Annotated in this window: 17 protein-coding genes and 1 pseudogene; 6 read left to right on the top strand and 12 right to left on the bottom strand. The window is 57.9% G+C overall.

Annotated features, from left to right (window positions below; translation table 11 throughout):
• The first annotated feature begins 108 nt into the window (after positions 1 to 108).
• Entirely contained in the window at positions 109 to 1,035 is a 927-nt protein-coding gene (locus tag KGB06_RS25315) for a LysR family transcriptional regulator (RefSeq protein ID WP_223520633.1), read from the top strand.
• Here KGB06_RS25315 and KGB06_RS25310 read toward each other — a convergent pair.
• From KGB06_RS25310 to KGB06_RS25290, 5 genes are all read right to left on the bottom strand, one after another.
• Positions 1,024 to 1,959 (bottom strand): GNAT family N-acetyltransferase, encoded by a 936-nt coding sequence (locus KGB06_RS25310; RefSeq protein WP_223520631.1) that lies wholly within the window; start codon positions 1,957 to 1,959, stop codon positions 1,024 to 1,026. The genes KGB06_RS25315 and KGB06_RS25310 overlap by 12 nt on opposite strands.
• Positions 1,959 to 3,248: a phenylacetate--CoA ligase family protein gene (locus KGB06_RS25305; RefSeq protein ID WP_223520629.1), complete on the bottom strand. Its 1,290-nt coding sequence runs from the start codon at positions 3,246 to 3,248 to the stop codon at positions 1,959 to 1,961. Before KGB06_RS25305 ends, KGB06_RS25310 begins: the two co-directional genes overlap by 1 nt.
• 61 nt (positions 3,249 to 3,309) lie before the next feature.
• Positions 3,310 to 5,715, bottom strand: coding sequence for an aldehyde dehydrogenase family protein (locus KGB06_RS25300; protein ID WP_223520627.1), 2,406 nt, complete (start codon positions 5,713 to 5,715; stop codon positions 3,310 to 3,312).
• Between the two features lies 1 nt (position 5,716).
• Complete coding sequence (locus KGB06_RS25295; protein WP_223520625.1) at positions 5,717 to 6,847, bottom strand: acyl-protein synthase; 1,131 nt, start codon at positions 6,845 to 6,847, stop codon at positions 5,717 to 5,719.
• A 21-nt stretch (positions 6,848 to 6,868) separates the two neighbouring features.
• Positions 6,869 to 8,110 (bottom strand): MFS transporter, encoded by a 1,242-nt coding sequence (locus KGB06_RS25290; RefSeq protein WP_223520623.1) that lies wholly within the window; start codon positions 8,108 to 8,110, stop codon positions 6,869 to 6,871.
• Between the two features lie 432 nt (positions 8,111 to 8,542).
• On the opposite strand from KGB06_RS25290, the gene KGB06_RS25285 reads away from it, so the two are divergent.
• Positions 8,543 to 8,731: a hypothetical protein gene (locus tag KGB06_RS25285; RefSeq protein ID WP_223520621.1), complete on the top strand. Its 189-nt coding sequence runs from the start codon at positions 8,543 to 8,545 to the stop codon at positions 8,729 to 8,731.
• Here the strand turns inward: KGB06_RS25285 and KGB06_RS25280 are convergent.
• Complete coding sequence (locus KGB06_RS25280) at positions 8,721 to 9,122, bottom strand: fe2+ zn2+ uptake regulation protein (RefSeq protein ID WP_223520619.1); 402 nt, start codon at positions 9,120 to 9,122, stop codon at positions 8,721 to 8,723. The two genes, KGB06_RS25285 and KGB06_RS25280, sit on opposite strands and share 11 nt — an antisense overlap.
• Before the next feature lie 226 nt (positions 9,123 to 9,348).
• Between KGB06_RS25280 and KGB06_RS25275 the strand changes: the two genes are divergently transcribed.
• Positions 9,349 to 11,694, top strand: a complete 2,346-nt coding sequence (locus KGB06_RS25275; RefSeq protein ID WP_223520617.1) for an acylase — start codon at positions 9,349 to 9,351, stop codon at positions 11,692 to 11,694.
• 55 nt (positions 11,695 to 11,749) lie between these two features.
• On the opposite strand, the gene KGB06_RS25270 is transcribed toward KGB06_RS25275, so the two are convergent.
• Entirely contained in the window at positions 11,750 to 12,751 is a 1,002-nt protein-coding gene (locus KGB06_RS25270; protein WP_223520615.1) for a FecR family protein, read from the bottom strand.
• 96 nt (positions 12,752 to 12,847) lie between these two features.
• Positions 12,848 to 17,717: pseudogene (locus KGB06_RS25265) on the bottom strand (dermonecrotic toxin domain-containing protein).
• 230 nt (positions 17,718 to 17,947) lie between these two features.
• Here KGB06_RS25265 and KGB06_RS25260 point away from each other — a divergent pair.
• On the top strand, positions 17,948 to 18,985 hold the full coding sequence (locus tag KGB06_RS25260; RefSeq protein WP_223520613.1) for an Ldh family oxidoreductase: 1,038 nt from the start codon (positions 17,948 to 17,950) through the stop codon (positions 18,983 to 18,985).
• A 183-nt stretch (positions 18,986 to 19,168) separates the two neighbouring features.
• Here KGB06_RS25260 and KGB06_RS25255 read toward each other — a convergent pair whose 3' ends face one another.
• Complete coding sequence (locus KGB06_RS25255) at positions 19,169 to 19,486, bottom strand: YqjD family protein (protein WP_223520611.1); 318 nt, start codon at positions 19,484 to 19,486, stop codon at positions 19,169 to 19,171.
• A 165-nt stretch (positions 19,487 to 19,651) separates the two neighbouring features.
• Between KGB06_RS25255 and KGB06_RS25250 the strand changes: the two genes are divergently transcribed.
• Positions 19,652 to 19,906, top strand: coding sequence for a hypothetical protein (locus KGB06_RS25250; protein ID WP_223520609.1), 255 nt, complete (start codon positions 19,652 to 19,654; stop codon positions 19,904 to 19,906).
• A 9-nt stretch (positions 19,907 to 19,915) separates the two neighbouring features.
• Here KGB06_RS25250 and KGB06_RS25245 read toward each other — a convergent pair whose 3' ends face one another.
• Positions 19,916 to 20,824 carry a LysR family transcriptional regulator gene (locus KGB06_RS25245; RefSeq protein WP_223520607.1) on the bottom strand — a complete coding sequence of 303 codons (909 nt, stop codon included), beginning with the start codon at positions 20,822 to 20,824 and terminating at the stop codon, positions 19,916 to 19,918.
• Between the two features lie 84 nt (positions 20,825 to 20,908).
• Here KGB06_RS25245 and KGB06_RS25240 point away from each other — a divergent pair, with 84 nt between their 5' ends.
• Positions 20,909 to 21,832 carry a carbon-nitrogen hydrolase family protein gene (locus tag KGB06_RS25240; protein ID WP_223520605.1) on the top strand — a complete coding sequence of 308 codons (924 nt, stop codon included), beginning with the start codon at positions 20,909 to 20,911 and terminating at the stop codon, positions 21,830 to 21,832.
• A 128-nt stretch (positions 21,833 to 21,960) separates the two neighbouring features.
• On the opposite strand, the gene KGB06_RS25235 is transcribed toward KGB06_RS25240, so the two are convergent.
• Together KGB06_RS25235 and KGB06_RS25230 are read right to left on the bottom strand one after the other, a co-directional pair.
• Positions 21,961 to 23,436 carry a nucleobase:cation symporter-2 family protein gene (locus KGB06_RS25235; RefSeq protein WP_223520603.1) on the bottom strand — a complete coding sequence of 492 codons (1,476 nt, stop codon included), beginning with the start codon at positions 23,434 to 23,436 and terminating at the stop codon, positions 21,961 to 21,963.
• Positions 23,437 to 23,666: 230 nt separating this feature from the next.
• Positions 23,667 to 24,566, bottom strand: a complete 900-nt coding sequence (locus KGB06_RS25230) for a LysR family transcriptional regulator (RefSeq protein WP_223520601.1) — start codon at positions 24,564 to 24,566, stop codon at positions 23,667 to 23,669.
• Positions 24,567 to 24,583 lie beyond the last annotated feature (17 nt).

Here is a 24,583-nt window from a genome sequence, read left to right as displayed (position 1 = left end):
CCCTGTGGTGTGAAAGCACAGTGTTGCTCTTGGTAAAAACAAGATAAACCGGCTAAAACTGCTATCACTGTTCGTTTTTTCTAAATAATCATCAGAGACGCCTTCGCAATGGACCGTTTCAACGCCATGCGCGTGTTTGCCCGAATCGTCGAACTCGGCGGGTTTGCCAAAGCGGCAGACAGCCTGCAATTACCCCGAGCGTCGGTCACCACGCTGATCAAGCAGCTTGAAGCGCACCTCGGGGTGCAACTGCTGCAACGCACCACGCGACAGCTCAGCCTGACCCTCGACGGCGCAGCCTATTACCCCCGTTGTGTGCGGTTACTGGCAGATCTGGAGGAGACCGAAGCGGTGTTTTCCGCCGCGCGACATAACCCCAAAGGCCTGCTGCGCGTGGACATGCCGGCAGGGGTCGGGCGTTTGATCGTGATTCCGGCGCTGCCAGAATTCACCCGCCGTTATCCTTTGATCGATTTGGAAATCGGCTTGAACGACCGCCCCGTCGATCTGATTCGCGAAGGGGTCGACTGTGTGCTGCGCGGTGGCTTGGCGCTGGATGATTCATTGGTGGCACGGCCATTGGTCAGGCTGGATCAGGTCACGTGTGCCAGCCCTGACTACTTGCAACGCCACGGAACGCCTGAGTGCCTGGCTGACCTTGCGGGGCACCGGATGGTGGAATATTTCTCCGGCAGTACCGGTAAGCGTTACGGGCTCGAATTCATGGTCAATGACGAGGTTCAACTCATGGATTTGCCCAAACAGGTCGCGGTCAACAGCGCCGATGGTTACCTGGCGGCCTGTGAGGCGGGGTATGGACTGATTCAGACCCCGTACTACCACGTTGCCCGCCAGTTCGAAGAAGGCCGTCTGTGTGAAGTGCTCGCCAAGGTGCCGCCACCGGTAATGCCGCTGACGGCGCTTTATCCACCTCACCGCCAGTTGTCCCGGCGGGTGAGGGTGTTTGTCGATTGGTTGGTGGAGCTTTGCGCGCAGCCGGGACTTAACGTTTACAGAAAGGATTCAAGCGGCTGAACACGCGCTGTCCAGTGCCCTGACATTGCGCTGCAAGTCCTCGTGCAACTGTTGCATGTCAGGGCAATGCAGGTTGAGGTGGCGCGGCTGCGCCCCACGATGAAACAGGGCGAACCATCCATGGTGGCTGGGCACGGGCATCAATCCGGTGAAGGTGAAACCGCGCATCGTCAAACGGTGCAGGTCTTCGGCAAAGTGCCGTGACAACGCGAGTTTGACTGAGATAAGCCAATGGCCGGGCAACCCCGAGAGCTGGTCCATCAGCCTGTCGCTCAAGCGGTGAATGGCGATGGCATAGCGCTGATGGTGTTGCCTGATGTGCAACGGTATCGAGTCGGGCGATGTCGTGACCCGAGAAGTCCCGAACACAGCGCTCAAACGCTGCATCAACCTGCGGCAACTCTCGGGCCACGGAATGTCAGGCAGTGCGCGCAAGTTCCCTTGGGCCACATAACAACCGATCACGATGGATTCCGGTAGCGACTCGGCGAAAGGCGACGGTACGTAATCGGGGAGTAATCCGGTGCTGTGGAAGCCAATGCTTTGCGCCATGCGTTGCGTGTAGGGATGGTGGGTGACCTGTTTGATCAAGACACTGCTGAACCCCAGCAAACCCGCCTGCATCAGTAATTCCCGACTCAGGTTCGTCGCGATATTTTGCCTTTGTGCGGCGGGATGGACCACGCAGAGGGCCAGTTCCGTGGTATCCGTCAGTGTGTCGTTGCATAACGCGGCATGCCCCAGAACCCGTTGGCCGTCTACTGCCAGCATCGAGGTCCAGCGGCCATCGGCATTGTGCTGGCTGATCATGTTCGGCAGATAAACATCCGGTTGAACGTAATGATCCCCATAGACCACGCGAAACAACTGGCTCACGTCGTGTGCATCACTGGGTTGGTAGCGACGATAAACAAGGTCCGACATCACGCACGCTCCGTTGAAGGTGTGTCATACACACGCAAGTCCAGGACGCGCATCTGCTTGCCGGATCGCGGGTGAAGTTGCAAATCGGTGACCGCGCAGGACAACACGCGCAACACCAGCAGCCCCTCCCGATTCAGTTGCCCAATGCCGGGATAGTGCATGGCCAGCGCTTCATGCAACGCGCTGCAGACGGGGGCGGTGGCGGTTGATGGCGTGTCAGGCACCCACTTCACAGTCACGATGTCTTTGTGTCCCTCTTGCTCGATCAACAACTGCCATTGATCGCTGTGAGCGATGCGCTGCACGATCAGCAGGATTTCATCGACCAGCAACGACAGCGAACCCACTCGGACCCGCTGGCTGTGGGCGCTGCGTCCCTTGAGTGCGAATTTGCGTTTGGGCGCTGTACCCGGCTCACGCCAGCAAGCGCGGTCGCCCACCGGATAACGCAGCAGTGGCATGAGCCGGCGAGTCAGGTTGGTGACCACCAGCAAACCGGTGCGATCACAGTCTTCTATGACTTCCCCGGTGAGTTCATCGACAATTTCCAGCAAGATGTGTGGTTCAAACACCCGGTGCTCACCCATGGCGCAATCACGACTGCTGGCGCCGATCAGGCCGGCATCGACACTGGCGTAGCCGATGGAGGCAATGCGCACATTGGGCAATACCGACTTGAGAATGGCTATTTGTGCGGGGAAAAGGCTTTCGCCGCCGTACAGCAATGTTTCAACCTCCAATAGCACGCGCTGATGCTGGTGCAGGTAGGCGGCGAACCGCAACAACTGCGCCGGTACGCCGACCAGCACGTTGATCCGATGCTGATCCACCGCATCGGCCAACACATCCATGTCGACACTGCCTGTGAACGGGAACTCACAGATGGACTTTTTGACGTGCGCCAGTGAGTCATGGATGAACACAAAGCTGGCGTAAAGATCGCCGGAAAAAAACAGATTGGCGACCCGGTCACCGTCCTCCAATTGAGCAGTAACACTGTCGCCGAAAGTGCTCACCAGTGTGAGCCATTCATTGGACGTATAAACACTCAGTTTGCCGTGGCTGGTCGATCCGCCGGTTTTAAATACTAGCCCGTTATCGACTTGCCCGGTCAGCACCGGCCAATAATTCAAGTCGTTACTGTCTGTCCAATAATCAATCGCGTTGGTCAGCGGTAGATCTTTTAAAGTAATGCCTTGTGCTGGTAAGTGTTGCAGTTGTTTACTGTAGAAGTTTGAGTGTTGCCTTATATAAGGCACGAGTTGTTCAAGCGAATAAATTGAATTCACTGGGTTCTCTTTTTTATCAGGCGTTTGGGCGGTTAAAAACAAGCTGTTGCAAACAAAGGGTCTATTTATATCGGTTATCAATGACCAATGGGGTTTTACCGCTGTGTGGATTTCTTGTGAACGCTGATTCAGCGCACACGTGGATTTCCACCGTTAAAAAGCCATCGTTCACCGCGTGCGCCAGTGCTTCATCAGTCAATAGGGATTGGTGGACGTCGCCAGTGTTTGAATTGACTAAAACGCGCAGCCGCTCCATGCCATCCGGCGCATGCTCCAGGACCATTTGAATCGGCCTGCCGACACTGTCTTGCAGAGCCGCCGGTGAAATGAATTGTGTACCGACCCGCAGCAGCTTGCCGTGGCGTTGCAGCAACTCGAATCGCGGCGAGTCGAGTCCACAAGGGCAGGGGCCGGGTACCCATCGACCGGTGTCGCCAACGTCATACCGGCGCACGTCCTGGCCTTGGCGTGCCCGGGACGTGAACAGCAAACGACCGACCTCATCGGCCTGAACCGGCACATCCTGTTCCATGTGCACGATTTCCAGATGCTGGGTATCGCACATCAAATGAAACACCCCATTGGCCGTCGCCGTGCAGGCATGCCCAAGAGGGCCGGCGTCTACCGAGCCATAGATCGCCGAGCGAATCTGCAATACGCCACAGCTTTCCATCAGGCTCAGGCTGGCCTGTGCCGGATGTTCGCCGCCGAGGAACACCTTGTGGATGCCGCCATAAGTGCGAAGACGCTCTTGCTCGTTGAAGAACAGGCGGTGCAAGGTACTCGGCATGCCGATCAACACAGTGACGCGGTGGTCGGCGATCATTTGCGCTATTTCGCTGAAGTCGTCATTCGGCGGTGCCCCCATCGGGAAATGGGTCATTCCCATCTGCTCAAGTACCTTGGTAAAACTGGAAAAGCCGCCGTACAAGCTGCCGCCGTAAAACAGGTTCATCACCCGGTCTGTCGCAGGGTCGAGGCCGGCGGCGAACAGGCCGTCGGCCGCCGCGCGCATCTGCCGCTGGAAGTCGCGATAGCTGAACCCCGCCAGCGCCGGCGTGCCGCTGCTTCCACCCGAACGAAAATACAGCTGTGCCGCGGCCCTGATGGGCTGGGTCATGAACGCGTTTTTATCCATGACCGGCGCTTGGTGTGTATCAGGTGCAGCGGGTAGCGCGTCGAGTGTTGCCCGGCCAGTCACCGCATTCGGTGGCAAACTCACCGAGAGGCGGCGACTCAGGCGCGCCAACGCGTAGACACCGTCATGCGGCTCACCGGCGTAGCCGTCATGAATAGACCCGCAGGGCGCAATGCGCGTGACCCCCGCGTTGACCAGCGTGCGCACCAACAGCGGCGTTTGTGTAGCCGAACAGATCAACGCGCAGCTTTGCAGCACGTTACGCCACGGCAGTAGTGTCTGGGCGATCAAGTGCTGCGGTACGGGTTTGAGCAACAGCGTACGAAACAGCGGAGACGGTGACAGCGCTTGATGGTGTTCCCAGATAATTCGCCATCCGGCGCCGGTCCAGACCTGGCCGAGCTGGTTCGCAAAGCAATGTTCCAGTCGCGCCATGGCGCTGCGGGTGGTGATTTCCGACGCTTCCTGATCGTTCGGAACCAGTGCCGGCCAGTGGTTGGCGCGGCGTTTGAACGACTCGGCCAGTCGCTCCCCCAAGTCCTGTAAAACCGCCGGATCGTCACTGTCGACCAGCAACCATTGTGGGCTGGAGCAGGCTTGTTGATCCAGACTGCAGACCTCATCCACCAATGCATCCAGCGTTGACGCAGTGGCCGCATCCGGCGACAGGTAAGCGAAACTGATTCTGTGGCCCCAATCGATCCAGCGACACCCGGCCGGGATGTGCTGACGAACGGCTTTAAGCGCCTGTTCGCCGCCCCAGGCCGATACGCCATCGGCGTGAGCGCAAAGTTGAGGGATCTGTGCCGTGCTGACAGGCAGCACCGCAATGAAATCAGCCAGCGTCTCGCTGGTGTCGCACTGCACCAGGGCTGCGAGTAATCGCGCGGTCAATCCTTCATCGCTGGAGCTGGGGCGAAGCCAGTTGACGTTGCCGGCCAACAGGCTTTCAACGACCGCGCAGAACGCCAGCAGCGGTGCATTGCCTGGCGTCACATGCACCACCAGTCCCAGCGGATGCCAACTTTCAAAGCGCGCTTGCTGGTAATCGATGCGCCGTAGCGAGCGGGGTTGCACACCCAGTTCTCGCTCAAGCTTGGTGCTGAGGGTGCTGCGCTGGCAAAAGTCGATAAGCCCCTGGCGTTGTTCATCGTCGAGGGGTAGATCGAATCTGTTTGCCTGCAATTGCACAGCAAATTGCACGGCGGTTTCGATCACGGTATCGCTGTCGATCGGCGCATTCAGCAGCCTGGGAAGTTGTTGGTGCAGCCCTTCAAGGGTTGTCTCAAGGTTGACATCGTCGTGCAGTTGGCCATTGATCAAGTACATGTCATGCCCCTCCAATCAGTTCGGACGCGGCCATCGCGCAGCTTCGGCTGGCAGTGGTTCCGGCGCGTCCATGCAGTTCAAACCAGTCGGTTGCCAGGCCGCACCCGCAGGTTGCGCCGGGGTGCAGCGTCGCCAGATCCCCCATCACCACGGCATGCGCCGGGCTTGAAGAAATGTAGGGAGAGACGAACTCCAGCAAGCCACGCTGACCGTAGGGCTGGACACTGAAATTGGCGGGATTGCGCACGAAAACCTTCGAATAAATCGGCACATGGAAGTGCTGGTGAGCACACTGGATGTAAGGCACGGCGTGCTCCACGGCACCATAGCCATCCCGGCAGCGGGACAGTGCGATACCCAATTGACGGTTGATGCGTTGATACAACTGCGACAGAGGAATCTCCTGTGCCGCCTGGGTTTTCCAGCCGCCTCCGAGAAACACCAATGACTTGGCCGGCAGCTTGAGGTCCGCCAGGCCCGTGTCGTCCATGTGCTGCAACGCCTGGGACAGGAACGCTGGAAAGCCGAGAATGCGCACGGGCAAACCTTCTTCGGCGAATTCCTGCAAGGCGCGGACAACCCCGAACAGGTCGAATGCGTGCCCTCTGCCGGTCAGGCGCAATCCGTAGGCGACTCGGTTGACCGGCGCATAGCTACACAGAAACTGATCGGTGTAGGCGGTCCCCAGGCTAATGGCCGCTTCGGGTTCATAGCTCAGCAGCAAGTAGTTGCAGGGGCTGTTGGGGGTGTCCCAGCCGTAGTGCCGGAAAATGTGGCTGACCATGCCTTGGGCGGCGGCCATGCTGCGTGCGTCATAGCGCATGCGACTTTTCTGGCCGCTGGTGCCGGACGATGTCAGCTCCAGCGCGCCTTCGCCCGAAGGACCCGTCAATAAACGGCGTTTGAAATAGTGGGCAAAAATCGGCGGCAGTCTTGACCAGTCATCCATCGATTCAAGCGCCTTGGCATCAAGCCCATTGGCGTGCAGCCAGCGTTCATAGCCCGGTGTGTGCTGAAAATGGAACAGGCTGATTTCGCGCATGGCCTGATCGAACAGGCTGTCGGGCACCGAATCCGGGCAATAGGGTTTCGCTAACGCGCACAGCGCATCAGTGTGGGGTAAGTGGATCATCAAACGACCTCTGGTCAGGGATCAGACGGCAAGCGCGACAGGTTGGCGTCGCAGAAAAAATCGCAAGGGAAGCAGGCACACGAGCCCTGCGATACCCGCCATCAGGGAGAAGGATTCATGGCTGTTGCCAGCGCCGGCTGCCGCGAGAATCGAGCCGCCGCCCCCCATGACAACGATCGAGATCATGCCGATCATGGCCGAGACCAGCCCCTTGCTGTCATCGCTTGAAAACAACGCAAGGCGATACAGCGCGGCATTGCTCATGCCAAGGCCGACGGCGTAAAGCCCAAGGCAACCGATCAGCAAAGGTGTCGAAACGCCGCAGACACTGAGGGTGACCAAAGCAATGAGCCCACCGCATAACGGCCAGAGCGCGTATCGAATCAGTTGTGGCAGTTCAGTGTTGGCGATCAATCGGTTGAGTATCAGATTGCCAACAATCACGCAGGCAAATACCGGGATTTGCCACAGGCCGTATTCAAGCGAAGAGCCCCCCAGGTTTTGCATCAACAACAGCGGCGCCAGCCCGATCCAGGCAATCAATGGCAGGCTCATCACACCCAGCGCGACAGTGGCGCTCAGGAATCGCGCATTGGTGAGCAACGCGGTGTAACGGCGCACGGTGCCACGCCATTCAAACGGCACAGCCATCAGGCGCTGACCGTCGTGGCGCAACGTACCCACGGTTTCCGGCATGAATACGTAAAGTGCTGACCAGACTCCCATGCCGCCGATACCCAGCAGTAAAAACAGTTCCCGCCAGCTCAGCCACTCCAGCAGCAGGCTGCCAAGCAATGGCCCGAGAAGGGGAGAAAGCAGTGCAACGTTTCCCAGCAGCGCCATGATTTTTACCGCGTCCGCTTCACAAAACACTTCTTGCAAGGCCGGGTAACTGACGGCAATCACAAACCCCAGCCCCATGCCCTGAATCAGACGTAGTCCGTTGAACGTATAAATGCTTTGCACACTGAACGCCGCGCTACAGGCCACCGTGAATACCGCACAACCAATGAGTAACATCTTGCGGCGGCCCAAGTGATCGGAGAGCGGGCCGATAAGCCATTGTAAAAGTACGCCCCCTGCCAAATACAGATTGAAGGCAAAAGGAACATGCTGCGCACTGGCATTCAGTTCATGAGTGACGGTCAACATCGCCGGCATGATCATGTCACTGGCCATATAAGTCAGTAGTTCGAATAATGTTATTGCGAGGCAAAAGCCAAGCAAATGATGCGGGCTTATGTTGATTAAAGGCTTGTCCATGACATCCCTGCATTTTGCGCGAAGTTAAGTAGCGATATTGTTGTGGCGTGGCAAGAGTATTCATCAAAGAGCTATAGCTCCATTGAACGATTGAGACTCAAAGCTTCAATAATTTTCGCTATGTTTCGAAGTGCGGCGGCAGGAATGGAAGAAGTAACTGAGCCGGTACGAAAATGCCCGCGGCAGGGCGGGCATTTGTTCAGGGGGGATGGATCTTCTAACGCGTGAACGTTACGAGCGCCAGCAGGGGAGTCAGCGGTGTGATTCGACGAAACCTTTCAAAATCCTCATGGTTAGCGCCGTCATGAAGCCAAATCTCTTCATCGGCTGTAACATGAGAGCCCGTTTGCAGCGCGCTATCCCCCGTAGAAAGGTAGGGGGGGCATGCATTCGGATACAAAGCGGATACTTTTTCAGGTTCAGGAACTCGCAATGACTCAATCGCAACGTTTGAAATACTCGATTCTGATCTCCCTGGTCGTGCTGGGGATCATGTTCGGCCTTTCGTATCTGCAAAACGAAGGTGTCATCAGCGAGAAACTGTTTCAGTACATCGCCATCGGTGTGGCGGTGATCGTAGTGGTGATCAACGGCATGATGCGTCGCAAGGTCAAGCCTTGAGCGACGCCCCTTGAGCTGACGGCTCGCGATGGAGCATGGCTACAGCGTGCGGATGCAGGCTGTAGCTTTTGTCTGGATTGAGCATGATCACGCCTTCGCTGCACAATCGTTTCAACACTTCCCGCACACTGAGAAAGGACAGGGGTATATCCAGGTCCAGCAACTGGCTGTGCACACCGCGCACGCCAAGGCTGCGTTCGCTTTCGGCGGCGGCCAGCAAGGCGTCAATGACTTTCAGGCGAACCAGACTGGTTCGCAGGCCAAAGCTTTTGAGCAGCAATCGGATGCGCTCATTGCCATTGCGCTCGACGCGCTGATCGAAAATGGCGGAGCCCATGGCAGGGCCCGTTGGCGCGTTGCTACCGTCCGTTGGCAGTTGCGAGTTGTACATGCAAAAACTCCTTTTCCGAGCCAGCCAGAAAATGTGATGGGTGCTCTCCATCATTAGACGGACGAGCGCGGCAAATAGTGAAGGCCTGAATGTAGAAAATTTGTCGACGCCATGTGAGCAGCATGTCATGAAGGCCATCTGGAGTGTCTTTGCAGGCCTAAATTTTTGACTTTTGTTTCGTTTCAGAGAGACGGCAGGGTGTTTGTCTTTTCGATCAGGAGCGAGCGTGATTATTTCCAGGCAGTTAACCAGGTTAAGCCTTGCAGCGTTTTTAGTGGGGTTGAGTCTTGCGGCAAACGCGCGCAGTCAGCCAGAACAGGCGAGCGCTGATGTTCGCCGCACCAGTTTTGGCGTGCCACACATTCGTGCCGACAACGAGCGAGGGCTCGGTTATGGCATCGGGTACGTTTACGCTCAGGACAACCTGTGTTTGCTGGCCAATGAAATTGTCACTGTCAATGGTGAGCGTTCACGGTATTTCGGCCCGGAGCAGATGACGGTCGAGGAGCGCGAAAATCTGGTCAGCGACCTGTTTTTCACCTGGTTGAATACCCCTGAAGCCGTCGCCGGTTTCTGGCAGGCGCAAACGCCTGAAATACAGCAACTCATGGAAGGTTATGCAGCCGGCTACAACCGTTCGCTGGCGGAACGTCATGCACGGGGCTTGCCGGCACAGTGTCAGGGGTCGTGGGTGCGCGAGATTAGCGCCCAGGACCTGGTCAAGTTGACCCGGCGTCTGCTGGTCGAAGGTGGGGTAGGGCAGTTTGCCGAAGCGCTGGCCGGTGCCACGCCACCCAACGCTGTCACGCAGGTGATCGGTGAACCATCGTCCTTCCAGGTGGCCGCGTCGCGCCTGCAACGGTTTGCGCTGGATCGCGGCAGTAACGCCGTGGCCATCGGCAGCGAACGATCGTTCAATGGTCGCGGGATGTTGCTGGCCAATCCGCATTTCCCCTGGGTTGGCGGGATGCGCTTCTATCAGATGCATCTGACGATTCCCGGCAAGCTGGATGTGATGGGCGCGGCGCTGCCGGGTTTGCCGATGATCAACATCGGCTTCAACCAGCACCTGGCCTGGACCCACACCGTGGATTCGTCCAAACACTTCACGCTGTATCGATTGCAGCTTGATCCCAAGGATTCGACCCGCTACCTGCTCGACGGCCAGTCCTTGCCAATGCACAAACAAAACCTGACGGTGAAGGTGAAGCAAGCCGATGGTCGGACCACTCAGGTTGAGCATGTGGTGTACAGCTCGCAATTTGGCCCGATTGTGCAATGGCCGGGAAAACTGGATTGGGACCAACAGTTCGCCTACAGCCTGCGCGATGCGAACCTGGGTAACGACCGGGTCTTGCAGCAGTGGTATGCGATGAACCAGGCGACCAGCCTCAAGGATTTACAGGCTTCGGTGCACACCCTCCAAGGTATCCCGTGGGTCAACACCCTGGCCGTGGATGATCAGGGGCAAACGCTGTACATGAATCTGTCGGTGGTGCCCAACGTCAGCGCCGAGAAACTGGCGAAGTGCAGTGATCCACAAGCCGGCTTCCAGATGATCCTGCTCGACGGCTCCAACAGTGTGTGTGCCTGGGACATCGACCCGCAGGCGGCGCAAAAAGGTATTTTTGCCGCCGACAAGCTGCCGCAGTTGTCACGCAAGGATTTTGTGCAGCACTCCAATGATTCGGCCTGGATGGCTAACCCGGCGCAACCGCTCACCGGGTTTTCGCCGCTGATCAGCCAGGAGGGCCAGCCGCTGGGTTTGCGCTCGCGTTTTGCACTGGATCGATTGAGCACGCTGAGCAAGGCCGGGCCTTTGACGGCGGCGGATTTGCAGCGGATGGTGATGGACGATCAGGTGTATCTGGCCGCTCAGGTCATGCCCGATTTGCTGCAGTTCTGTGCCGGTGACCTGGGGGTCGATGCCGTGGCGCTGAAACCTTTGTGTACCAGCTTCAATGTGTGGGACCGCCGGGCGAATCTGGACAGCGGACTGGGGTTTGTGCACTTTCAGAATGTCATGGAACCGTTGCAACAAATTCCCGATATCTGGCGTGTGGCGTTTGATCCCAACGATCCGCAAAACACCCCGCGTGGTCTGGCCATTGAACGCGCGGATGTCGCCAAGACCCTTCTCGATGCCATGCTCGCTTCGCTAGAGCAAGTGAACGCCCAGGGTTTGAAACCTGACGCGCGCTGGGGTGATATTCAGGTGGTCAGCAGCGGTGGCCAGCAAACACCGATTCATGGCGGGCCGGGCACGTTGGGCGTGTACAACGCCATTCAAAGCGTACCCAGAACAGATGGCAAACGTGAAGTGGTCAGTGGCACCAGCTATTTGCAGGTAGTGACCTTTGATGACGAGGGGCCGCAAGCTCAGGGTTTACTCGCGTTTTCGTTATCCAGCGATCCGGATTCGAAGTATTCGCGGGACCAGACACAGGCTTTTTCGAACAAGCAACTGAGCGTGCTGCCCTTTACTGAGCAGCAGATCACGTCAGATCCGCAGTACCAAGTGCAGACGATTCACGAGCAGGATGAAAAAGCCGGGAAGGTAGTTGCGCATTAACAGCGAAGACACCTGGACCCGACATGAAGGTCGCACCCCGCCAGGGTGGCGGCCTTCAGCTTTTAGGCGTTTGGGTCGGAATTGAATTGAGGACCGGACTACCGTCTTTGTTGCGGGTCAGGTAAACCGGCAGCACCTTGGGCAGGGAAGCCACCAGGCTGTTGAGTTCCTTGATGTTGTAGATACCGCCGAGGCGGATCTGGCCGGTGCTGTGATCGGCCACCATCACCGGTTTGCTCAGGTAACGATTGATCAACGGCAAGGCATCGGTCAGTGACAGGTTATCGAGCACCAGTTTGCCACTGCGCCAGGCCAGCGAATTGTCGTTGGCATAGGTCTGACTGATTTGTGGTGTGAAGTCGCCGTGCTTGAAGCGCGCTTGCATGGCGGGGCCGAGACGTAAGCCATCGCCGGGAAGGTCGTCATTGCTGGTGACCAGCACAGAGCCTTCGATCAGGTTCACACGGACCTGATCTTCGTACATCCAGACATTGAATTGGGTCCCGGTGACGCGAATCCTGCCGTCTGCGGCCCGGACGATAAAAGGGTGAGTCGTGTCATGGCTGACATTGAAGAACGCTTCGCCTTTTTTCAGCGTCACCCGACGCTGATCCTTGTAGTTGCTGAATGTCAGCTCACTGCCAAGGTTCAGTTCTACCTGGCTGCCGTCGCTCAGGGTGACCTGACGGACAGTGTCACTCGCTTCAAAGTGCTGGTACGAATTCGGCAGCCAGCCCATGTTCCAGCCGCTCAAAGCCGCGAGCGGCAATGCCACTGCGCAAACGGCGGCGGCAATGCCGAGACTGCGCCAGGATTTGGCCGGTTTGAAACGCGCAACGGGTTCGACCGCTTCGGGACGCGGCAAGTCCCCCGCGACCTCCCAAATTTCCAGCATGGCTTCATATTCGAATGCATGCAGCGGATGAGCGTCACGCCATTGTTCGAAGGCTACCCGTTCTTCGGTGGTGCAATCGACAGCATGCAGACGCATGCACCAATGCGCTGCGGCATCGGTGATCGCGTCATATTCGTCTGGCGATAGAGAATTGTCGGTCATTGACTCATCCTGATTTCCGGCATTCTAACCTTGCGGGGAAGTCTGCGAGAACAGCCGTCATGGCAATTAACCATCAATTGCACGTTATTTTTTTGGTCAGGGGGTATTGACGTGCAGTTGGCGTCCCAGATGACCGATCAGCCAGGCGACGCTGTCGGCATTACCCAGCAGTACCTTTAGCCTGATCAGGGAATCTTTCTTGAACGCATGACGGGCTCCGCTGAGGTTTTCTGCGCCGGTCAACGTCAAAACATGTTCTTTGACCCGATCAGTATTTTCATGAGAAGTATCACCCAGGTCCTGCCACTGGTCGGTATCAGGGTCCTGAATCATGAATAGCTGGGTATAGGGAGTCTTGAGCGAAAGTCCGGTGCTTTGAACCTCGGTCAACGCGGTTCTGAGCTGATTGGCAATCATGCTGGACGTTCCAATCAGATCAGCGAACGGGCGGCTGGTGTCCAGGTAGGCAATGTCCTCGGCTTTGCAAGCGATGTGTGACAGCTCATGAATAATCGTCATCGCACGGCTATGGGCGCCTATAGGAAATTGCGCGTCGAGCAGGTGCTGGCGGTAGTGTTCGAAGCCGGGAGCGAAGAATTTATCGGCCAAGTGTAACTTTCGTTTCGCGTCCTTCGGAATGATGAAGGCAAAGCTACCTTGCGCGTCTTCGATCAAACGGCCAACCACAAAACGATTGGAATCGGGCTTTCTGAGCGAGGGGTCCAGCAAGGCTGCAAACACATCAGTAATGGTTTTTTCAAGCTGTGCCACGTGCGCCGGCAGTACTTGCGGTACGCCGATAAAGTCGGCGACGAGTTGATGAACCGGGGTCACGGTGTCGTCGGAAGTCTTCAGCAATTGCAGGTTGCGAAAGCAGTTCCAGGTATAGGTGGTTGCCTGGTCCAGTGCCTCGTCAATCTGACGCGCTCTGTATGGAAACAATCGTCGAATTTGTGTCATTCCACTGGCGTCGACGTTCATGCCTCCCCACACCGCAAATGCGGTATCCAATCGGTCGACAAGGCTGAAGTGAGGCTCCGTCGCCCCTCTTTGCCGAACCCATTGTTTTGCGGCGTTTTGGCGCAGTAAAGGGCCACGGTTTTTGGTGCCTGCAATGCGCCAGTGGGTGCCACGTTTGGCGACTGGATACACTTTTCCTTCAACGGGGGCGTAATGACTTCGGGTTTTTGGATGGGTGTAGAGCCCAAGCGTTGAATCTAATGTCAGTGATCCCAGGTCGACATCAATGCTTTCATGGCGCTTCAAGTGCGTGCGTTCAGGGGTGGTGATGTCGACGTCATGCCATTTGAATGGGGTGGCGGGCGCCTGCGGTACAGCGGCATCCGGCGTCGAAGACACCTGTGTTTGAACCCCCTGGGATTGCCGTAGCGTAGCCAGTTGAGCAATGCCGTAGATGAATTCTCTTATCGCCGCTCTCCACTTGTGCGTCTGTAGGTCTTCAGCGGATTGCTTGATGTCGCGGTAACTGCGCCACACCGTGATGGGATAAGTGAGTTTTCCCATGAAAAACGAGAACGTCTCGTGCAGGTCTTCGCCCAGCACGTGCTTGATGGTTGCCCATTCACCGTGTTTTTTGTCGTCGGACTGACAACCGAGCAATCGTCCCAACAGTGCCGCGTTGTCGTTGAGCAACTGGCTGAACAGGTGTCCCCTGATCGGATTGGACGCCAGTGTGACCTCGCTGGCGTGATTGTCGGAAGTCGTTGTTGCTGCTCGGGTGCCGCGGTTTTGAGTGATCGCCATCCGGTATTCCAGCAGTGTCCGGTCGGGCTGCGGCAGGTTTGTGAGTACCCAGTCGAACAGTGGTCCCCGCGCTTTCAACTCTGTCAGCAATTGCGCTTCGTTTTCATATTCCTTGATCCCGTGGCGAGGGCTGTGTGGCGCGACAAGGACTTGGGGCGCTGTGCTATCGGTGGCCGAACCGATCAGATAAACACCCGCAACCTTGATCGTCTGTGCCGGCTTGATTCCCTGGAGTTCAAGGGTGCGAATGATTGCGTGGGCACCGTCGACTGCCGCGCGGGCGATGGCGTCGGGCATGTCCATGATTTGCCGGACCAGATCAAACCCCGTTTCGCTCAGGCGCTCCTGCAATTTTTCCGTGTGCGCGTAATGCATCAGTTGCCAGGGCAGTTGTCGGTAAAACCGTTTTCTGCGATCTGCATTGGTCGGGGTGTCTGCAAGGGCTGCGCTGAGTATTTTCTGCTGTTGCTCGCCCGGATTCAGGTTTCGTATCAGGTCTTTGATGTAGCGTTCGTCCATCCCTTCGGGAATCACGGTGGCATCAAGCGATTGCAGTTTGAATTGCGCCTGATCCAGATCCTTGAAAGGCGTCAACGCAAAGTCGGTGAGGGTTTGCGCACGCGGCGGCGATGTGGGGCGCGCGCTGATCTGGATCAGAACCTTGTCCGGGTCGACGTCGAAGGTGTCTGTCTTGAGTTGTTTTTCCAGTTCAGCGTGAGCCGTGCGCTGCAGTGACCTCAGGCCAGTCAGGTAATCCTGGTCGTCTTTGACGTTATCGAGGTATTGCTGAAGCAGTTCCACGTGCAGTACCAGATCTTTGATGGAGGCTTTGGCCAGCCATGCCGGAAGTTTTTGTTGTGTCGTCAGGGAAAGGGCAATGTCCGTGGCACGGCGTAATCCCGTCAGCGGTTGCCGTAGCGCCACCAGGTTCAGAAGGTCGGTCAGTGGCGCGGGGGAAAGCGGCGTGGCCAGTGCGTGAGTGACGCAGGTCTGGTCGAGATGGACATAGGGCTTTTGAAGGTGATCGAGAAAATGCCCGTTTACCCGTTTACCCGTTTACCCGTTGCAACGGCGCCAGCGTGTAACTTCTACCGGGCAATCGCTCACTACGGCCGAGGTTCTCCAGCAGTGTCAGACGCAACGCGTCGTCCTTCAGGCGATGATCGAGCGCGGCGTGTAATCGTGGCAGTGTCTCGAAGGGTTCAAATCCCGATGCAGGCGTCCACAAGATGACCTTGCCTGAATGCTTCGGGTCCAGTCCTCCTCGCTCAGTCAGCACAAAGCAACTGGCCAGTTTCAACGGGTCTGTAAGGTCGCTTGCCTGCAACGCCAGGGAAAATACGTCCGGCAAGAAACCGTTCAAGGCGGCTCGTTGCAAGTGAACCGGGCTGTCGAGCACGGTTTTGATGATGGCCTGCTCCGTCGATCCCAAGGTCCGTGCGACCGTTCGCAGCTTCAGTTCAGTCCGCAAAGCCGTTGACAGGGTATGGGTAAAAGTCGATTGCAAGTTCGCCACGGATGAACTGATGAGGCTCTGTGCCTGGGCGAGGGTGCGCAGGCCTGGGGGAATAGCCGGGTGCTTGTCCAGGAGTTGGTCAAGCGCTTGCTCCACCGAATCAAGCCGCAGCAGACCGTCCTTGGCTGACTCGGCTCGCACGGTCACCGGTTGCGCACTCCAGCGCTGGTCGACCCGTGTACTCCAGCGGCCGGAGGCATCGCAGGTCTGCAGACGGTCGTCGAGCAGACCTCGGACATCCAGCGCATTATCAAACAAGGCATGAGGGGACAGCGTGCCTTCGCTTTCGCGGTAACGGCTCAAGGCATGACTGAGGTTGTCCTTTTGCTTGTCGAGGATGTTGGCCATAACTTCTTCAAATACCGGCCCTATGACGGGTCTGCCTTCAATCAAGCACTCATCGGGCTGCAGGGCCAGAAAGGAGCTGCGTTCATCCAGCGACATGAAATTGAGCAGCGTGTCTTCATGCCCTTCGCTTTTGAGCATTTGCAGCACGATCTTTTTGACCGCTGACAGCGTGTCAGTGGCTTCGATGCCGCGAGACGGGGTGTACAAAAAACCCAACGTGTCGACGCCGCCAATCAACAAGGCTGAGGCCAGTTCTGCGTAATGCTTGAAGGGGGCGGTGATCCGCACTCTTTCGATGCGCAGCGTAGCGTCCGTGGGCGCGAGGCTGACTTTCATCAGTTGCAGGTATTCCTGCGTCGTCAAAGTGCCCTCCTGGCGCTGGAGCAGAAGCTTGAGGTGGAACGTATCGCGCAAGCCCTCACTGAAAAAACCCCGGCGTGACAGACCATTACTCATGGCCGTGTTCCAGAATAAATCGAGCTGGCTGTGCAAGTGGGGCGTGAAACTTTGGGCGATCTCTTTTACCGCGCTTTCCCAGGCGAGGTTATCGGCGTCGCTGCTCACCCCGTGCCCGGGATGGGCAAAGACTCTGGAGTCGCCGGCGGGCCACTGATTGGTGAGGTAAAAGTGAAGGAGGGCGTCATTGAGTGAGAGCGAGGAACTCGTGTGCTGGTATTCACCTTCGTCGAAGGCTGAAACCGTACTGATAAAACTTTTCAGTCGAGTCAGACGCTGGTCCAAATCAGGAAACGGTTTGTGCAATGCGATTTTCAGCGTGTCATCAAGCATGGATTGCAGCGTTGGTATCTTGAGCAGTTCGCTCATCATCGTTTGGATGTTCTGTGCTTGATTGCGTTCAAGCCTGACCTGTTGGTCCTGGAACACTGCGCCTGCGATTTCTGTTGTGGAAATATCAGGTTTCACGGTGGCGGACAGAGCATAGCGTTGTTCGATTGATAGAAAGCGCAACAGCTCATGTTTGCCAGTGTTCGACGCCAGCCACTCTTTGAGCTTACTTTTGAGGTCGTCCATGTCCGCGAACTTGATCAACCCTTTCCACGGCGTATAGAGCGTGACCTCTCCATCATCCGGCCGGCTCATGGCAAAAGTGCCGGCCAAGGGAATATCCGGCGTGCCTGTCTTGTTCAGTAGCAGCAGGTAAACGTACATGGGGTCTTTTTGCGCGGTACGGGCGACCTCAGTCGCCAAATACACGTTCTTCAGCCATTTCAGGTCAGCAAGGTTGAAGCCCAGTGCTTTTTCGCGCTCGCCGGGCTGCCGGGCATTGGAGGCGCGTTCTGCCTCGTCGAAAAAATAGGGTGCAGTAGGATCAATCATGGTTTTTCCTCGATAAGCCGCGATCGGTTGGCAATCACTGGCTATTGGTTGGAGGAAAACGGTACGGTCAGTCGAAGGCTCATGTGCGGTACATATTGCTTGAGCCGATCTGGCGGTTGAGGCTTGACAGGACGTCGGTACAACAGCGCTTAATCGGTGACTTTTTCAGGTTGCCCTGCAGCCTCGCTTCACGCTGTTGCCCGTACTCAATAATAAAACTGGAGCTTCAGATGACCGTATCGCCCGAAATGGCCGTCAGTTCGAACACCCAAACGCTCGATTTCGATGCGCTCGTTCAATTGCTCGAACAGATTTTTCTGCGTCATGGCACCTCTACCGAGGTCGCCCGGACGCTGGCCCTCAATTGCGCCGGTGCTGAGCGCGATGGTGCTCACAGCCACGGTGTGTTCCGTATTCCCGGTTATGTATCGACGCTGAACAGCGGCTGGGTCAATGGCCAGGCCGTGCCGGTGGTTGAAGACGTTGCCTCGGGGTTTGTCCGGGTCGATGCCGGCAATGGTTTCGCCCAGCCGGCCCTGGCGGCAGCACGCGCCCTGTTGGTGGAAAAGGCTCGCAGCGCCGGCATTGCGGTACTGGCGATTCGTAATTCACACCATTTCGCCGCCTTGTGGCCGGATGTCGAGCCCTTTGCCTACGAAGGGTTGGTGGCATTGAGCGTGGTCAACAGCATGACCTGCGTGGTGCCGCACGGCGCCGATCGTCCGTTGTTCGGCACCAACCCGATCGCATTCGCGGCCCCTCGGGCCGATGGCGAGCCGATTGTCTTTGACCTGGCCACCAGCGCCATTGCTCATGGCGATGTGCAGATCGCGGCACGCAAGGGCGAGCGCTTGCCGGCAGGCATGGGCGTGGACAGCCTTGGTCAGCCGACACAGGACCCGAAAGCGATTCTCGAAGGCGGCGCCTTGTTGCCGTTTGGCGGACACAAAGGTTCTGCCTTGTCGATGATGGTGGAACTGTTGGCGGCAGCGCTGACCGGCGGCAATTTTTCTTTTGAGTTTGACTGGTCGAACCATCCGGGCGCCAAGACGCCCTGGACCGGTCAACTGTTGATCGTGATCGACCCGAGCAAGGCGGCCGGGCAAAATTTTGCCGAGCGCAGTCAGGAATTGGTTCGGCAGATGCACGGCGTGGGCCTCAAGCGCCTGCCGGGTGATCGCCGTCACCAGCAACGGGCCAAGTCTGGTGCTCAAGGCATTGCGCTCGATGCCGAGACGCTGGCGAACCTGCGAGCACTCGCGCAGTAGTAATGCCGATCTGTCAAGAAACGGCTCGATGTAGCAGCTGTCGAGCCTGCGAGGCTGCGTCCGGCTGCGAAGCAGTCACATTCCAGGCGACCCGGTCATCTTGAAAGACCGTGGATTCTGGTTTACGACTGCTACGCCCGAGCGCGGACCGGCCGACGCAGGCTTCGCCAGCTGCAAGTCTGTTTAACGCCGACCCAGCAACAACCCGACCACCAAACCAAATCCAGCGGAGATGGCCACGGTTTGCCATGGATGACCACCAATGTATATTTCGGTGGCATCGACGGCAGGTTGGGTGCGGTCACGCACACTGCTGACTGAATCCCGAGCCTGCTGGAGTTTCAGGGCGATTTGCTCGCGCAAGGTTTCTGCTTCCTCGCCGACCAGTGCGGCGCTGCGGGTCAGCAGTTTTTCCGACTCTTCGATCAGCGTTGCCAGCTCGCTGAACGCCAGTTCCTTGGATTGCTCTTCGGCGACTTGTGCTGCGGTTTTCCGAGCCATTGAGGTACTCCTTGCAGGTAATCAGGCGGTGAACAATGGAGTCTAGCGTCGGCGAAAAAGTTGCAGCGAATTTTTGCGTTGACCCCGTGGGGTGGAAAATTCCTGAGTCAGACGTTTCGTCCTACAGTGTAAGATGTCGCCTATTTTACGCAGCAGGAAATTCCCATGAGCTTCAATCTGGCCGACAAACCCCTTGCCGAGCGCGCTGCGCTTGAAGATGAAAAATCCCGTCTGTTCGACCTCTGGCAAAGCAACCTGGGCAAATCCAAGGGCGAGGCCGCGCGCTTGTTCGGTGAGCGCGCCAAGCGCAAAGGCAAGTGGGCTGAATGGGTCCGTGCCGAGCTCGACGCGATGTCGCCGCCGGAATTCGCCAACATGGTGCGCAGTGAAGTCAACCGCCTCATGGCTGCCAGCAAGTAAGCCCAGTCTTCAGGCAAAACTCGCCACAATCGCTTCGCGCACTTTCAGTACCACCGGATCGAGCTGCGTGCTGGTGCGCCAGCCCAACTCGATCGGATAGCGTGGCAAGGCCAAAGGGCAGGGCAGCAGCGCCAGTCCACTGAGCGCCGCAATGCTTTGCGCGGCATGCGCCGGAATGGTCGCCACCGCCTGACTGCCCTTGAGCAAGTGCGGTAACGCGGCAAAATGCGTGGTCGACGCACACACCCGACGACTCAGCCCCAGCGCCGCCAGCCCTTCATCGGTGATGCCGATAAAACCGCCTGACGACACCAAAATGTGCTCGCGAGCGACGAACTCTTCAAGGCTGATGACGTGTTGCCCTTCGGTCAGGCTGGCGCGATCCGCCAGGCATAAATACCCGCCTTCTCCCAACACCTGACGACTGAGCAAGCGCTCGGCAAATCCGCCGGCGGTGATCGCCAGATCGATACTGCGCTCCATCAAGGCGTGGGCGACGATCTGGCTGTGGGTTTGCCGGAAGATCAGCCGCAGTTTCGGTGCTGTTCGGGCGATTTCCTCGATCAGTCGACGGCCAAAGGCGATCTCGAAATCATCCGACATCCCTACCGACACTGAGCGGCCGTCGTACTGATGGGCCGCTGGATCGACCATCGCCAGGCTCTGGCGGCATTTGTTCAGGGCGTCGCTGACAACCGGTTTCAATTGGTTGGCTTTGAGCGTCGGTGCAAGACCACGGCCGGTGCGCACGAACAGCTGATCGCCATACACCTCGCGCAGCCTGCGCAACGCGGCACTGACCGCCGATTGCGTCACGCCCAGGCGTAAGGCCGCACGGCTGGCGCTGGACTCTTCATGCAGCGCTTCGAAGACTTTGAGCAGGTTGAGATCAACGGTGGCGATATTCATTTGGTTCATATCATTCAGCAGTGAGTCGGGCTTTATTCATGATCCCGTGACGCCGGAGAATGGGCAATACCTGATGCCAATGGAGTTATTGCGATGCCCAAGTCAATCGTTGCTGCACTGCAAATCGGTGCATTGCCAGGAGGCAAGGCCGACACCCTGGAGCAGATTCTTGCCTGGGAAAACGCCATTACCGAGTCCGGGGCCCGATTGGTGGTGATGCCCGAAGCGTTGCTCGGCGGTTACCCCAAGGGCGAAGGGTTTGGCACGCAACTGGGTTATCGACTGCCGGAGGGGCGAGAAGCGTTTGCCCGGTATTTCGCCAACGCCATTGACGTGCCAGGTGCCGAGACTGAAGCCCTGGCCGGGTTGTCGGCGCGGACTGGGGCCAATCTGGTGATCGGTGTGATTGAACGTGCGGGCAGTACGCTGCATTGCACGGCACTGTATTTCGACCCGCAGACCGGACTGATCGCCAAACACCGCAAGCTGATGCCCACCGGCACCGAACGGCTGATCTGGGGCAAGGGCGATGGCTCGACGTTGCCGGTTATCGACAGTCAGGTCGGACGAATCGGCGCGGTGATTTGCTGGGAAAACATGATGCCGCTGCTGCGCACCGCGATGTACGCCAAAGGTATTGAGGTGTGGTGTGCGCCGACGGTGGACGAGCGCGAAATGTGGCAGGTCAGCATGCGCCACATCGCCCATGAAGGACGCTGCTTTGTGGTCAGCGCCTGTCAGGTCCAGGACTCGCCGCACGCCCTTGGCGTGGAGATTGCCAACTGGCCGGCGGATCGGCCGCTGATTGCTGGCGGCAGTGTGATAGTCGGGCCGATGGGCGATGTACTGGCGGGGCCGTTGCGCGATGGACCTGGGTTACTGACGGCTGAAATCGACACGGACGATCTGGTTCGCGCCCGCTATGACTACGACGTGGTCGGTCACTATGCGCGGCCGGATGTGTTTGAGTTGACAGTGGATGAGCGAGCCAAACCCGGCGTCCGCTTCAACACCTAGCCCCTGTGGGAGTGAGCCTGCTCGCGATAGCGGTTAGTCATTCAACATTTTTGTCGACTGATCCACCGCTATCGCGAGCAGGCTCACTCCCACATTGGCTATGCGGTGATCACACTTAATGTGTTTCCTTACAAGCGGCTCACCTGTGCGACCACCACAGGCGTTGTGGGTTCAGCCTTGGCTGGCACATCGGGGTTTTCCATGACCTGAAGGATCGAGGCTTCCGGATCGAAATCGTCTTCTTCCAGCTCGATGAACTCCTCGGGCAAGAAGATATTGAGCACGATAGCGCACAATGCCCCGACGGTAATCGGCGATTCAAAAATGATGTGCAGCGCCATCGGCAACTCGCGCAACACCTGCGGCACTGCCGCCACGCCCAGGCCCATGCCGAGGGAAATCGCCACGATCAACATGTTGCGTCGATGCAGGCCGGCTTCGGCGAGGATCTTGATCCCGGCCACCGCCACCGTGCCGAACATCACCAGTTCGGCGCCACCAAGCACCGGTTTTGGCATCAGTTGCAACACCGCGCCGATCATCGGGAACAACCCCAACAGCACCAGCAAACCGGCGATGAAGAACGCCACGTAGCGACTGGCTACACCGGTGAGTTGGATCACGCCATTGTTCTGCGCAAACGTGACCATCGGCATGCTGTTGAACACGGCGGCCATCGCCGAGTTAAGGCCGTCGGCGAGCAGGCCGGATTTGATCCGGCGAATGTAGATCGGGCCTTTGACCGGTTGCCGCGAAATCATCGAGTTGGCGGTCAGGTCACCGGCGGCTTCCAGCGGCGACACGAGGAAAATCACCGCGATCGGCACAAACGCGACCCAGTCGAAGTTGAAGCCGTACTTGAACGGCACCGGTACGCTCATCAGCGGTACGTCGGGCAGGCTGGCGAAATTGACATCGCCCATCAGCCAGGCCACGACATAGCCCAAGGTCAGGCCAATGACGATGGCGCCGAGGCGCAGAAACGGCACATCGACCCGGTTCAACAGCACAATGGTGCCGAGCACCAAGGCCGCCAGCGCCAAATGACTGGCGGCGCCGAGGTCCGGCGCGCCAAAGCCTCCGGCGATGTCGGTCATGGCCACTTTGATCAGCGACAAGCCCATCAGGGTGATGATGGTGCCGGTGACCACCGGGGTGATCAGCATCCGCAGTTTGCCGATGAACTGGCTCAGCGCCACTTCAATGAACGCCGCAAAAAAGCACACGCCAAAAATGGTCGAGAGGATTTCATCGGTGCCGCCGCCACGAGCCTTGACCATGAACCCGGCACTGAGAATCACACTGATGAACGAAAAACTGGTGCCTTGCAGACACAGCAAGCCAGAGCCGACCGGGCCGAACCGTCGGGCTTGAACAAAGGTGCCCAGGCCCGACACGAACAGCGCCATGCTGATCAGATACGGTATTTCGCTTTGCAGGCCGAGGGCGCCGCCCATGATCAGGGTCGGCGTGATGATGCCGACAAAACTCGCCAACACATGTTGCAGGGCGGCGAAGACGGTGGCTGTCAGGTGCGGGCGGTCGTTGAGGCCGTAAATCAGGTCGTTATTGCGCGCAGCGGGGGCTTTTTCAGAGGCGGTCATGGTTGGTTGCGTGCCAAAAGGGCGGGCGGGTCAGAAAATGGAGGCGCAGGATGCCAGCAGCGGGCATCAAGGGCAACGAACAATAACTGCCTGAAAGGTCAGGCTGATCGTTCCCATGCTCTGCGTGGGAATGCATCCCCTGACGCTCTGCGTCACATTCAGAAGTGGAACGCAGAGCGTCCCTGGCGGCATTCCCACGCAGAGCGTGGGAACGATCACTGCCTGAAAGGTCAGGTTTTGCTGAAGGCAGCAAGCAAATCCTGCTCAAACGCTTTCTGCGCATCCCCTGGCACCTGAGCGCGATGCCGCGCCAGATGGAACGCGACCTCAAAACTCATTTCGCCCTGGCGCACGGCGCGCAGCAAACCTTTGTCTTCCCAGCTGCGGGCAAAGTGATTGGGCAAGTACCCCACGTGTTTACCGGACAGAATGAAGGCGAGGGTGCCTTCGACTTGTTCAGAGCGCGCTGAACACAGTTTTCCCTGGAACGGTTCGTCAGTGCGCAGAAACCGGTAGGGATGATCGACCCGGTCGCAGGCTTGCAGCGCTTCGTCGTTCGGCGCGTCATCGGTGAACAGCGGATGCCCGGGGGCGCAATAAAGGTGCTGGGTTTCGGTGAACAGTTCGCGGTAGTCGAACGCGCTCTGCACTTGTGAGAAATAGCCGATGGCCAGGTCCAGCCGTTGCTGCAGCAGCAAGCGTTCCATTTCGCCGGGCATCGCGCTGATCAGTTCGATGCGCACTGATTCGTCCCGCTCACGAAAGCGCCGTATCGCGTCCGCCACCCGTTGCAGCACCGATTGATCAAGGGCTTCGGAGAGCCCCAGTCGCACTTCGCCTATCAATCTGCCCGCCACACCGTTGGATTGATGACGAAACGCTTCGATGGACTCAAACAGCCCGCGCGTCGCGGTCAACAGCTGTTCGCCTTTGGGCGTGATCTTGAACCCGCCTTTGCCGCGACTGCACAAGCGATAGCCGAGGCGGGTTTCGAGCTTGGCCATTTGCTGGCTGATGCTTGATTGGCTCAGGCCCAGCTCACCTTGGGCCGCGCTGAAACCGCCGCACTCGACCACGCGGACAAACAGGCGCAGCAGTTGCAGGTCGAGGTCGTGAAGTTGCCCGAGCATCAAACATTACTCCGCGA

This window comes from Pseudomonas sp. GL-B-19, assembly GCF_019956415.1.
Taxonomy (GTDB): domain Bacteria; phylum Pseudomonadota; class Gammaproteobacteria; order Pseudomonadales; family Pseudomonadaceae; genus Aquipseudomonas.
This window is presented reverse-complemented; position numbering and strand designations above follow the sequence as displayed.